Raw genomic sequence first — 12,129 nt, 5'->3', positions numbered from 1 at the left:
GATCGCTGCAGAGACAAGTCGATTTCCTGCCGGCGGTGTTGTCGAGTCCGGTTGCGCCATTCCGTTCGTCGAAGCTGAATGTCTTATGCACGTTATTGTGCTCGGTGCACAGGCAGCGATCGGACTGAGGCCGCGTGGCGGACCGATTCGCTGCCGGCGGGGGAAGGTATCACTATACGTTCGTTATCCGAGCAAGGATTCGGCGAATCCCGCATCGGTGCGGCCATTGACAAGGAACTTCTGCGTGTCGTCGAGCCGATTGGCAATCGAAGCCTGCCCAGCAGGCTGAGCAAATGCACACCGATATTCCGAATAGGCACCGACGGATTGTGGAACTCGAGCTACCGCGAACCAACGTAACGAAGTTGGGATGACGGAACACATCCACAGTCCCCCGCAATCATCCCGGCCTATGCCGTACCGTTTGCCGGCACAGTCGCTCCCAGTTCAGATGAGCAAACCTGGCCTTATCGGCGCTATCGAGGGCGAGTCCGTCCACGAAACAAATCACGCCCAGCGGATAGTGCAAGCGCTTGAGAACCTTGCCGATCCCCGCAGGAGATGTCGCACGCCATGAATTCTTCGTTTTGCCCATCTCGTTCGTAATCCGTGAGGGAATGCAAGTTCTAGCGCACCGCGTTAGCGCGACAGAACCCTGGAACGTCGCCCCCTTGCTGCACGCCTCCGCGCACATCGATCCCATCCGCTAGCAGTAAGGCCTCTCTTGCGCCAACACCAATCGTAACGCAGGGCTTGGTGAATAAATTTCTCGAACGCGGATGCGGAAATGGACAGCATGCAGTCGTGAAAGTCGAGCGCCGTGTCCTTCCGTATGCTCAGCAGCCCTTGCTTGAACCCCACCATGCGCTCGGCGGAGACATTGCGCTCGAGAATCGACGGGAAGACGCTAGCGAGTCGGCACAACAACGGGCGTGCCGCCACCGTTGCGGAGAACGCCCGCGCGATGTGTTTGATGGTTCCCCGACGTCGCGCTTCGCGGCTTAGTGCTGCGCGCAGTTCGGTGCGCCAAATCATGAACTCCTCAACGAGCACAGTGAGCAGAACGGCTTCGCTGCTATCGAAGTAGCGATATACATTCGATTTGGTCATCTGCGCGCACCGCGCCAACTCATTGATGCCTAGATCGTGCACGTCCGGGGTCTCCAGCAGCAACTTCGCGGTGTCAAGCAGGTGTCGCCGACGCTCCTCCTTCTGCTCGTCAGACCTCGCCCTTAAAAACGTCGATGTAGTCATATTTGAGGCCGCCCTTTCATTCGACAGAAGCGGGTACGCCCCAAGGCGGTATCATCTCGCCAACGTTGATGAACATGACTCTCGATGGGTTATAACGAACACTTCTTGCGACGCTATGCAGATGCAGTCGAAATTCGTCAAATGTCAACGTCGTTCGATATGCAAATGACTTTATTATCACCGGCGCGGCGCTAGAAGTGCTAGTGGACGAAGTCATGCCACTGGTCGTGCGGTTCCTCGCACAGCGAGGATTATTGCTGCCGCAGGAGAAGACCAGGATCACACACATCAACGATGGTGCGGACGACATGCGATCTTATCGCCCGGCTTCTTGTCTGAACCGCGCGTTAGATCAACGCCCACCCCTTTCCGGATCTTCCAAACCAAGTTCGATGCCAGCGACTTGTTTGTCGAGCCAATCAAAGTCGCGCAAGAGGCCGCTTAGCGAGTCAACCAGCAATGCTTGCACGCGACCCTTAGCTCCCCCACCGGCGGCATCTCAAATGGGCTTGGACTGCCCTCTCATTCACGGGCTAGTTCAAAGCCGAAACTCAATCTGATGGTCATTCTTTTCCATCATGGAAGCCGCCATCGTCATAGGTCCACGATATCCTCACTGTGAATAACGAACTCCGATTTGTCGCACGTCTTCCGAACGGATCTACTTCGTTAAGCTAACTCGCCACCAAAGCGAGTACACGGAGCGGACTACCCGAGCCATTCTTTATCTTAAGCGGGGCCGAAATGACGATCGCGCCGGTTGGAGGCAGGAGATCGAGGTTGGTCAAGCATTGAAGACCGTAGCGATTTGCGCCGTGCATCAACGTATGACATGGGTAAGGAATTGACCAGCCATAGGCCTGTCCAGCATCGGTATTGATTGTCTCCACACCAAAACCATGAACGTCACGTTCGTGAATCATCCACTCCACCGCTTCCTGCGTCGGGCCTGGCGTGTGCGCCCCATCGTCTCTCAGATTTAGAAATTCAGTCGGATCGGTACGCTTTGACCAGTCAGTACGGAACAGAACCCACGCCTGCGCAGGTATCCGGCCGTGCTGCTCTTCCCACTTCTCGAGATAGTCGACCGTCAGCAGCCAGTCCGGATTCTCAGCGACCTCCGCGCTCGCATCGACTACGACCGCCGGCGCTACGAAGTTGCGTGCATCGATTGTATCGACCGAGTTGCGCGGATGATCCTTTCCAGTTACCCAATGCACAGGCGCATCGAAATGCGTTCCCGTATGCTCTCCACAGGAGAAATTGTTCCAATACCAGCCCGGCCCCTTCTCGTCATAGTGGCTGATCGTTTCCATCTTGAACGCCCATACCTGCCCGAACTGCGGAGGGAGTTGAAGCGCGGGGAACTCGGGCGACAGTGTCTGTGTAAGGTCGACCACTCGCACGTCTCCACGAGCAAGGCCGGAAACTAATTCACTGAGAGCGGAATACATCCATTAATCTCCTTGGCTGAGAAGCTATTACGCGCATACGGAGCAAGCACTTCGCTCGTTCCGGTCGAGCTTATGCGAGAGCGTACCGGCGCAGCGCTTCATGCAGCCGGTTGCCGTGTTCATCGGCGAGAGCGGCGTCGCGCAATTCGCGCAGCGTGGCAGGTGCAATTCTCGCCCCCGCCCGGCCGACCGCCGCCATCACCGTCTGGTAGTTCTTCAGGCCACGCGCGTGCGTGTCGCTATAGCCCTTCACGAGACGCTGACACTGCGCGACCTCGATAGCAAGCGCTGGATTAAGTTTCGCGGTCTCGATGATTCGCTCCAGCCAGTCTTCAATGCGCGCATTCTCGAGCTGGTAGCGTAGCGTGCGGCGGCGCATGCCGCGCAGTCGCGAAACCGCATACAGCGTCAGATAACCGCGCAACGAACTCGTTGTCACGACGCGTCCCGACCGCGTGAACCGCCGCACTAGACGATTTACCCAATGCGGCTGAGCGAGCCAACGGCCAAGCGCAGCCGGCAGCGTTTCGCAGATTTCCTCGATACGCGGATGCATGAACTCGTTGATCGCAAGCAATTGACTCTCGTCGGCGCGCACTTCGTCGCGCACCCGCGCGAAGCGCGAACCACGCGTCTTGAGATCCGCGACACGAATCGTGTCTTCGTACGACATCCACAGCGCGAGATAACGTGCGATTTCGCGCAGCAGCGTCGTGTCGTCGACTGGCAGCGCACGGCGCAGTTCGGAGAGCCGGTTCAGATAGAACGCAGCGTAAGCGGTGTCCTGGTAGTCGATCAGGCGCCGCACCCCTTCGATCGAGAAAGCCTGCGCTTCGGGCGGCAATTCGGACCGCACGCGCGCGAGCAGTTTCACAGTCGCCGGATGCGTGGAGATGGCCGGCGGTGCAACCTCGGCCTCGGCGCCTTCCGTTGGTGCATCGAACCCTCCTCGACGATAGGCCAGGTCGAACGCTCGCAAGCTCGGCTTCACACCGACACCGCCACGCTCGATCGTTTCCTCGAACTGCTTGCGGCTAAACGGCAGCACACCCGTTCCGGCGAGCGCGCCGAACAGCACCGCGCTGATCACGCTGCCAGTCGCCTCGGCGGCCTCTGCCATGTCGAAGCGGACGAAGCGCTTTGCCGCCTGCTTCGCGTGGGCGATCAACGTATCGCTGTCCACGCGGCCATCGCCCATTGCAGCCTTTTCAGCGATCGAATAGACGCGGTGCGTGGACGTCACCAGCGTCGTGCGGTCCGCCGTTACGAGACCACGCTGCACTGCGCGCCCAGCCTCCATAAGCTCAGACGCGAGCACAACGTCAACATCTCCGGGCAACGGCATCAGCGCGAGTACCGGCGTGCGGCTGTTCGAGCCGGTCAAGTCGCGCGGGAACAGTTCGACATAATAGATCGTTGCACCGGTCCGTTGCGCGACGCCCGGCACGGACGTGGTTTGCGCGTAGTATCCGTTGTGCTCGCCGAGATCGACAATCCAGTCGGCCAGCACCCCGCCGCCTTCGCCACCCATGGCGAGAACGGCAACCTTGATGGGCTGAACGTTGCTCATCTATTTCCTTCCAGAATCAGAACGCGAGGCGTGCGCGACGCTGAGCATCACGACGTTGCAACCAGCCGATCACCGCATTGCGTACTCGTTGGCGCAGCTTGTCGACGCGGGTCGGATTGCTGACGATCTGCGCGCGATAGAACGACGGGCACAAGACAGCCGCATGCGATACCTCGCCGCATAGCCCGCAACCGACGCAACTGTCGAGCACGCTCGCAACCGGGTCGGTACGTAACGGATCGGGATTCGGCTTGATCGACAGCGACGGACAGCCGGATAAGCGGATGCACGAGTGGTCGCCAGTACAGGTGTCAGAGTCGACACCGAAGCGCTCGCGCACTACGCGCTCGCCCGCGGCAATCGCCTTGCGGGTCTTCGGTTTCTCACGGCGCTGCTTGTTCAGCATGCATTCGCTCTGCGCGATCAGTACCTTGGGTCCTTTCGAGCTGGTCGTGAGCGCTTCCTTCAGCGTCGCCATCATCGACTTCAGGTCGTAAGTACGACGCACCGTTTTCACCCACTTCACGCCGACCCCGCGTACCGCCTGCTCTATCTCGTGACCGGTGCTGCGTGTCGGATTCAGTGCTGTCGACGACAGAATGTCCTGGCCGCCCGTGGCCGACGTGTAGCTGTTGTCGACCACAATCGTCAGGTTGTCACTCCTGTTGAACACCGCGTTCGCAATACCGCTCGTGAGCCCGTTATGCCAGAAACCACCGTCCCCCATCACAGAGATCGCGCGCTTGTCAGCGCTCGCGTTGAGCGCGGAAGCACTCGCGCCGCCGAGACCATAACCCATGGTCGTCGCGCCCAGGTTGAACGGAGGCAGAATCGAAAACAGATGGCAGCCGATGTCGGCGCTCACATGATGCTCGCCGAGCTCACGTTCGACGAGCTTCATCGCCGTAAAGATCGGGCGCTCCGGACAGCCGGTGCAGAACCCGGGTGGACGAGCATGCACATTGGCGTCGAGCGACGCGACAGGATCGAGCAGAGTGATCTCAGCGTCCACCGCTTCAGCGGGCTCCGCGATTGCGAGAGGCGTGGAAGAGACGGCCAATACCGGAATGACTTTTCGGGGAACAGATCGCGGTTCGAGCATGCCATAGCACTCGAAGAATGCGCGCAAGCCCTTGAGCACGGTAGCAGTGTTGTACTCACCAGCAAGTGGCAGCATGTCCTTGCCGTGCAATGCCACGGTCGAACCGCACTGCCGCAGAATCGAACTCGCATTTTGCTCGACGAAATTCGGCTGGCCTTCTTCGATCACCAGCACGGCACGCTTGCCTTTGCAAAAACGCTCCCATTCGGAATCGATGAGCGGATACGCAACGTTCATCACGTACAGCGGAATTTCCGAATCGCCGTACACGTCGGCGAAGCCAAGGCGTTCCAGTGCGCGCATAACCGTATTGTAGCTGCCGCCCTGCATGGCAATACCGATCTCGCCGGCGTCCGCCGAGAAGACCTCGTTGAGTTGCCGTTCTTCGATGAACTTGACCGCGGCCGGCCAACGCTCATGAATCTTCTCGCGCTCATGCATAAAGCTCGCGGGCGGCAACACGATACGGTTAACATCGCGGCTCGGATTTTCGAGTGCATCCTTGATCGAGAACGTCGCGCGGCGATTGTCCGACGCGATGAACTGGCCATGCACATGGCAAGCGCGGATGCGCAGTTGCAGCATGACCGGTGTATGGCTCGCCTCCGACAAATCAAAGCCGTCCTTCACCGCCTGCACGATGCAAGGCAAGTTCGGCCGCGGGTCCAGCAACCAGATCTGCGACTTCATCGCGAACGCGTGACTGCGCTCCTGCATGATCGATGAACCTTCGCCGTAGTCTTCGCCAACGATGATGAGCGCGCCGCCCGTCACGCCACCCGACGCCAGGTTCGCAAGCGCGTCGGAGGCGACGTTAGTACCGACCGTCGCCTTGAACGTCACGGCCCCGCGCAACGGATAGTTGACCGACGCGGCCAGCGATGCGGCAGCCGTGGCCTCGCTCGCACTATTCTCGAAGCGGATGCCGTGATCGCTGAGGATATCCTGCGCATCAGCCAGCACGTCCATCAGGTGTGAAATGGGCGCGCCCTGATACCCGCCCACGTACGCGACTCCGGATTCCAGCAGCGCCTTCGTCACTGCCAGGATGCCCTCGCCGCTGAATAGTTCGCCTGTACCCAGACGCAGTTTCTTCACCTCTTCGACAAACGACCGCTCAGCCATGGCGCCTCTCTACCTTCCAGATTTTTGCCGTGCAGATGCCTGCAAGAGCTTTCAACGCCATCCTTCCTGTGCGGACTCATCCAGACTTGTGGGTCAGTCCGCACCGATGCGTCGTTCAATGCAGCCCAGTATAGGTGGCGAAGGAGAGTCAGCCTAATCAATCAAATTCGAGTCGTGCATAAGATCGTTTATGACGGCCGCGCACTATCAGTCTTCGTGAAGGCTATCGATAATCACCGAGCGAAGCCAACGATTGCCTTCCTCTGACTCGAATGCATCGTGCCAATGCACGGTGACTTCGACTTCCGGAATCTGAACCGGGAGCGGATAAATGACGAACTCGCCTCGCTCGTTGAACAGGCGCGCCACCCGCAGCGGCAACGTAACCATCCAGTCCGTGCGCCGAATGATCTGCGGGACCACCGTGAAGTGAGGCACACGTAGCGCGATTCGCCGCTGCAAACCTTCCGCCTGCAGCAGGTGTTCTATGTTGCGGTGGCTACTCTCGCTCGAGCCAACGGAGATGTGCGACAGGGAAAGAAATTTCTCGCGGGATATCTGTTTGGCGGGCAAGCCTGTGCGCTTTCGCGTCATGCAAACATAAGGCTCATGAAACAGCAGCGCATATTGCGTCGTCAGCTTGAGGGCCGGCATATTGCCGACTGCAAAATCCAGTTGCCCGAGCCTGAGCCTTTCTTCAGCGTCAGCGATGGGAATCTGCTGCACCGAGAGCCTGACGGACGGTGCGATTTGCTGAAGCCTGGTGCACAGGATCGGCAGAAACACCTGTTCGCCGACGTCGGACATCGAGAGATGAAATTCTCGGCCACTGGCAGCCGGGTCAAAGCGGTCGCCATGACGGAATACTTCACGAAGCGAAGAGATCGCCTGGTTGACAGGCACGGAGAGCTCCATTGCGGTTGGGGTGGGCAACATCTCCCCGGTGGTACGCACAAAGAGCGGATCGTCGAAGAGTGAGCGAAGCCTGCCGAGCGAGTAACTGACTGCGGGCTGTGACAGACCCAGCCGCTGCCCGGCACGCGTCAGGCTGCGCTCCTCCAGAATTGCCTGAAAGACACGCAGGAGGTTCAGATCAACGTCGTTGAAGTCCACCACAATGGATTCCTTGCTCTTGAAGATCACTGGCGTGACGATTACACGCCCGTGTTTCTTTCAAACGCATGGGGCGATCGCCGATCAGGAACCGCCTGAAATGAAAATGACGGCGCTGGCGCGCGCCGAGGCCACGTCGTCCACGCCAATGCGGAACGGCGGCGCAGGTCATTATTGTAGACGCGTCAAGTGATGGTGGGGTCGTATGATCCGGCGACGAGAGTGCTTCTTGCAAACTGAACCCTGGCAAGTCGTAGCGCTAATCGCGCCGACTTTTTCATTGTGAGCTGGCCTGGAAGCGCAGACCAGCTTGGTGTTCATTCAATCGAATGATATGCATTCGGTCGTGGTTACCGCTAGAGCGGATATCGTCCCACCCGAGACTCAGAATTTCTTTCGAATCCCGATCCGCAATGCCACCTGGTTGGCCGAACTCGACGCCGCCAGCACGGGAGCGAGATCGGCAACCGCGCCGCCCCCAGCTCGCATATAGGTCGCGCTTGCGTAGACATCGGTCGACTTCGACAGGAAATAGTCCGCGCTGGCGTCCGCCTCGTGGTAGTGCGGCGCTTGCCCGGTTGCGGACACGTTGCCTTCGGTATAGCTATACGCGACGCCGAGCTGCAACGCGGGCGTGATCATATAGCTGCCCACGATTTCAGCGATGTTGAAGGTCACGTGCCCACCGATCTTCGCACCCACACTGGGATCGAGATCGCCGAACTGTGTGTGGGTCCAGTCCGCGGTGATGCGCGCGGGTCCCGTCGTATAGGACGCCGCGATACCGAACACCTTGTAGCTTCCCGCCGCGAGACCGTAGTTGCCGTCCACTGTATTTCCGGCTGTCCAGACGCCGTCCGGCACCGCGGTAGCGGGATGATCGATCGATGTATACGCGCCGACGAGCTGAAGGTTACCCGTCGCGTATTGCAGGGCGAACGACTTCGCGCTGTTGCTGGCGAAGTTGCCCGGCGTGCCGCCGAAACTGTAGATGCCGACGCCCGTCAGACCCGCGAAGTTCGGCGAAACGTACTTAACCGCGTTCTGCAGACGGAAGTCGATGCCGTTGTTGTCGAGATCCCCGGGATGCGGGAACAGTATCCCCCCGGGCAAGGTTCCGTTGGCTGACAGCGCACCGATATAGTCGCCTATCGCCTCGCCCTGGCGGCCAAGCGTCAGGGTGCCGTAACGATCATTCGACAACCCCACATAAGCGAGGCGACCGAACTCGCGCCCGCCCTGGCTGAGCGCGCCGTTGTTGACGTTAAAGCCGCTCTCCAGCCGGAACAGCGCGGACGTGCCGCCGCCGAGGTCCTCGACGCCTTTCATCCCCCAACGATTGCCTTGCGAGATACTGCCTTGCATTTGCCACGCGCTGTGTCCACCCTGATTGCTGGACCACGTGAGACCATCGTCAATGATGCCGTAAATGCTGACGCTGCTCTGCGCGTGCGCCACATGACAGATTGATAGGATACCGAATGAACAGGCAAGCAGATTTTTCATGAATTTTCCAATTCCCGGTGAGCGTTTTTAGCGTGGTTTTACTGAACGACTGATAACACCGCGCCGCATCGCTAAAGCGACCGCGCGGCGACAGGTCAACCTCGTCGGGCAACGATCCGGTGTTGTGCATCCAGCGCGAGACTGACTGCGTCTCCGCTCTCCACAGGAGAGTCGAGACGCGCGACGACAATCGGTCCGGCTTCTGTTGCAACGCTCGCCAGATGGATGTCGTCGCTGTTATCCGTGCCCACGCGACGCCGGACGGCCGTCGCCGCGGTCACGACGCCGCGCTCTGCGTCGAGCGCCGACCACTCGGTGCCTCCACAAGACGGGCACAGGTAGCGAGCCGGAAATAGCGTGGTGCCGCAGTGCGTACAGCGGAAAATTTTTATGCTCATTGCACGCCTCGATCGAAAGCCTCGAGCACCACCGCATTCGCACACATACCGTAGCGATACTCGACCATGCCGTAGCCACTGACGAGCGCCCGCCGGGCACCCGCTACCTGGCGCTCGCCTGCCTCGCCGCGCAACTGCGTCAAGGCTTCGACCAGCCCGTGCATTCCACCCGCCGCTCCTGCCTGCCCCGCCGAAAGCTGTCCACCCGATGTATTGACCGGCAATTGTTCCGACGCAATGCGCGCGATCAACGCCCGCATGTCGCCGTCCGGCGCGAAGCCCAGGTCTGCCAGTTGAACGAGCACCATCACCGGATAGTCGTCATACACGGACACCAGATCCATGTCGGCGGGCGTCAAGCCCGCGTCGCGCCACAGGGCCGGTGCAAGTGCGGCAAGCGACGTCTGCAACCCGTCGCCCATCTGGTGGTCGGGGTTATAGCCGCAGCGCAGCGCACGCACCGCGACATGCCGGTCGTGCTTCACGAGGTCGGTTCGCGCGAGAACGATCGCGTTCGCACCGCTGACGACCGGAACGCAATCGAAGCGTCCTAGCGGTTCCGCAACAAGAGGCGCGTCCAGGTAAGCCTCGACGGTCAGTGGCGCACGATAGACGGCGTGCGGGTTGCGCGACGCCCATGCCCGCTGCGCAACGCACAATGCACCGTAATCCGCGCGCGACAGACCGTAACGTCGCGCATGCAACTGCGTCATCATCGCGAACAGTGCGTTCGGCCCGCCGCTTTCGAGCGGGCGCAGCCAGGTGCGCGTCGTCAGGTTGTAATGGTCGACGAGTTGCTTGAAATCCGCCGGCTCGAAGCGATCCCCCGATACGAGCACGATCACGTTGGCGTCGCCGCACTGGATCGCGCGCACCGCATGTTGCAGCAGGTTGATCGCGCTGGCGCCGCCGTGACAGTCGTCCATGCACCAGCGTGGCGAGAGTCCAAGGCGCCAGGCCATGTCGATCGCGTGGTCCGGCGCAAGGGTGAACGATGCAACGCCCAGCCCATCTACTTCCTGTGCGGCAAAGCCTGATTGCGCCAGCGCCGCGGCGAACGCTTCCGCGAGCAGGTCGCCTGTCGTGCCTTCTGGAGCTTGCCGGCGATAGGGAACTTCCACCCCGCCGCACAGCATCACCCCCGCATGGTCGCGTGACTGCATGGTCGATCTCTCCTTTAGCGTGCGGTGCGTTGCGCTGTTTCCCGCGCACAGAGAAGCGCCACGACGGTAATCGCGCCCATCGCCATGAGCATCAGCGCAACCGGCCATGCCGCGTGGTACTTCGCGAGCAGCGCGGTGGCCACGAGCGGCGACAGGCCGCCGGCGAACACCGAGGCGATCTCGTGGCCCAGCGCCATGCCTGAATAGCGGACCTCCGTGCTGAACAGTTCGCCCATCAGGCTCGGCTGGGTCCCGATCATCGCGCCATGACACACGCCGTTGGCCAGCAGGAAAGCGAGCCAGATGAGGCCCGGCACCTTCGTGTCGATCAGCCAGAAGAAGGGCAGCGCAATGACGATGAGCCCCGCCGCGCCGATCATGTACACCGGCTTGCGGCCGATGCGATCGGATAGCCGGCCCCACAGCAGCATCATGCCCAGCTCAACGGTCATCGACACCATCACACCCGCGAGCATGACCGAACTCGGCACGCCGATGAACTTCCCATACACAAGCGAGAAAGCCAGAAAGATATACGAGCCGCCGTTCTCCGCCACGCGCAGGCCCATTGCGATCAGCAACTCCTTCGGGTGGCGGCGGATCGCTTCGAGCACTGGCGTGTGAGTCGTCTTGCCCGCCGCCGCTGCCTTTGCGAATTCAGTGCTTTCCGGCAACTTCGAGCGGATGTAGACGCCGACGCCGAAGATCACGATGGATAGCAGAAACGGTACGCGCCAGCCCCAGCTCATGAACGTGTCGTGTGGCAGCTTCTGCACGACAAAGAAAACCGCCGCCGACAACACAAAGCCGCCACCCACACCGATCTGGCTCCATGACGCGTACATGCCGCGCTTTTCCGGTGGTGCCGACTCGCTGATCATCAACACGCCACCGCCCCACTCACCGCCTGAGGCGACGCCTTGCAGCACGCGCAGTACGAGAAGCAGTGCGGGTGCCCACAGCCCGGCCTGCCCATAGGTCGGCAGCAGGCCGATCAGAAACGTCGCGCCGCCCATGATCGATAGCGTCCACACAAGCGCGCCCTTGCGTCCGTAGCGGTCACCGATGTGACCGAACAGCACGCCACCGAACGGCCGCGCAGCAAAACCCACGGCAAACCCTGCGAAAGCAGCCAGCGTCCCGATCAGCGGGTCGGTGCCTTTCGGAAAAAACAGTTCGCCGAATACCAGCGCGGCCGCCGTGCTGTAGAGAAAGAAGTCATACCATTCGAGCGCATTGCCTGCGACCGATGCCATGACGATGCGCCGCAACGACTTCTGATCGATCCCACCGCTGACCGCTTGCACGTCAGGCGCGGGAAAGGTTTGCGTGCTTGCCATACTGTCTCCGGTATGCCGCAATGCGGCACGATATTGAGCTGGTGCGACGACTTGTTGGCTGCGAAACGGCTGAAGCCTGAGCGGCTCGCGTCGCGCGAGGCTGA

9 protein-coding genes and 1 pseudogene are annotated in these 12,129 nt (G+C 60.6%); all 10 read right to left on the bottom strand.

Going from position 1 to position 12,129, the window contains the following annotated elements; genetic code table 11:
- Positions 1-505 precede the first annotated feature (505 nt).
- Positions 506-595, bottom strand: a pseudogene (locus ACFSNN_RS18185) (IS6 family transposase); the annotation flags it as partial.
- A 44-nt stretch (positions 596-639) separates the two neighbouring features.
- Entirely contained in the window at positions 640-1,254 is a 615-nt protein-coding gene (locus ACFSNN_RS18180) for a TetR/AcrR family transcriptional regulator (RefSeq protein ID WP_134462663.1), read from the bottom strand.
- 674 nt (positions 1,255-1,928) lie between these two features.
- Positions 1,929-2,708, bottom strand: a complete 780-nt coding sequence (locus ACFSNN_RS18175) for a cyclase family protein (RefSeq protein WP_134462661.1) — start codon at positions 2,706-2,708, stop codon at positions 1,929-1,931.
- Between the two features lie 70 nt (positions 2,709-2,778).
- Positions 2,779-4,278, bottom strand: coding sequence for an indolepyruvate oxidoreductase subunit beta family protein (locus ACFSNN_RS18170; RefSeq protein ID WP_134462659.1), 1,500 nt, complete (start codon positions 4,276-4,278; stop codon positions 2,779-2,781).
- Between the two features lie 16 nt (positions 4,279-4,294).
- Positions 4,295-6,505 (bottom strand): thiamine pyrophosphate-dependent enzyme, encoded by a 2,211-nt coding sequence (locus ACFSNN_RS18165; protein ID WP_134462657.1) that lies wholly within the window; start codon positions 6,503-6,505, stop codon positions 4,295-4,297.
- Positions 6,506-6,712: 207 nt separating this feature from the next.
- Positions 6,713-7,621 carry a LysR family transcriptional regulator gene (locus ACFSNN_RS18160; protein ID WP_134465552.1) on the bottom strand — a complete coding sequence of 303 codons (909 nt, stop codon included), beginning with the start codon at positions 7,619-7,621 and terminating at the stop codon, positions 6,713-6,715.
- Between the two features lie 381 nt (positions 7,622-8,002).
- On the bottom strand, positions 8,003-9,124 hold the full coding sequence (locus ACFSNN_RS18155; RefSeq protein ID WP_244322922.1) for a porin: 1,122 nt from the start codon (positions 9,122-9,124) through the stop codon (positions 8,003-8,005).
- 95 nt (positions 9,125-9,219) lie between these two features.
- Positions 9,220-9,522, bottom strand: a complete 303-nt coding sequence (locus ACFSNN_RS18150) for a Zn-ribbon domain-containing OB-fold protein (protein WP_134462655.1) — start codon at positions 9,520-9,522, stop codon at positions 9,220-9,222.
- Positions 9,519-10,685 carry a thiolase family protein gene (locus ACFSNN_RS18145; protein ID WP_134462653.1) on the bottom strand — a complete coding sequence of 389 codons (1,167 nt, stop codon included), beginning with the start codon at positions 10,683-10,685 and terminating at the stop codon, positions 9,519-9,521. The genes ACFSNN_RS18150 and ACFSNN_RS18145 overlap by 4 nt, the downstream gene beginning before the upstream one ends.
- Positions 10,686-10,699: 14 nt before the next feature.
- On the bottom strand, positions 10,700-12,025 hold the full coding sequence (locus tag ACFSNN_RS18140) for an MFS transporter (RefSeq protein WP_134462651.1): 1,326 nt from the start codon (positions 12,023-12,025) through the stop codon (positions 10,700-10,702).
- Positions 12,026-12,129 lie beyond the last annotated feature (104 nt).

The organism is Paraburkholderia dipogonis, assembly GCF_042680985.1.
GTDB classification, from domain to species: Bacteria; Pseudomonadota; Gammaproteobacteria; order Burkholderiales; family Burkholderiaceae; genus Paraburkholderia; species Paraburkholderia phytofirmans.
The sequence above is the reverse complement of the archived record's forward strand: the minus strand, read 5'-3'. Positions and strand labels throughout refer to the sequence as shown.

Bases quoted from the DNA above. Each gene is read 5' to 3' on its own strand.
- ACFSNN_RS18180 (WP_134462663.1), bottom strand. From the start codon at position 1,254: ATGACTACATCGACGTTTTTAAGGGCGAGGTCTGACGAGCAGAAGGAG.
- ACFSNN_RS18175 (WP_134462661.1), bottom strand. From the start codon at position 2,708: ATGTATTCCGCTCTCAGTGAATTAGTTTCCGGCCTTGCTCGTGGAGAC.
- ACFSNN_RS18170 (WP_134462659.1), bottom strand. From the start codon at position 4,278: ATGAGCAACGTTCAGCCCATCAAGGTTGCCGTTCTCGCCATGGGTGGC.
- ACFSNN_RS18165 (WP_134462657.1), bottom strand. From the start codon at position 6,505: ATGGCTGAGCGGTCGTTTGTCGAAGAGGTGAAGAAACTGCGTCTGGGT.
- ACFSNN_RS18155 (WP_244322922.1), bottom strand. From the start codon at position 9,124: ATGAAAAATCTGCTTGCCTGTTCATTCGGTATCCTATCAATCTGTCAT.
- ACFSNN_RS18150 (WP_134462655.1), bottom strand. From the start codon at position 9,522: ATGAGCATAAAAATTTTCCGCTGTACGCACTGCGGCACCACGCTATTT.
- ACFSNN_RS18145 (WP_134462653.1), bottom strand. From the start codon at position 10,685: ATGCAGTCACGCGACCATGCGGGGGTGATGCTGTGCGGCGGGGTGGAA.
- ACFSNN_RS18140 (WP_134462651.1), bottom strand. From the start codon at position 12,025: ATGGCAAGCACGCAAACCTTTCCCGCGCCTGACGTGCAAGCGGTCAGC.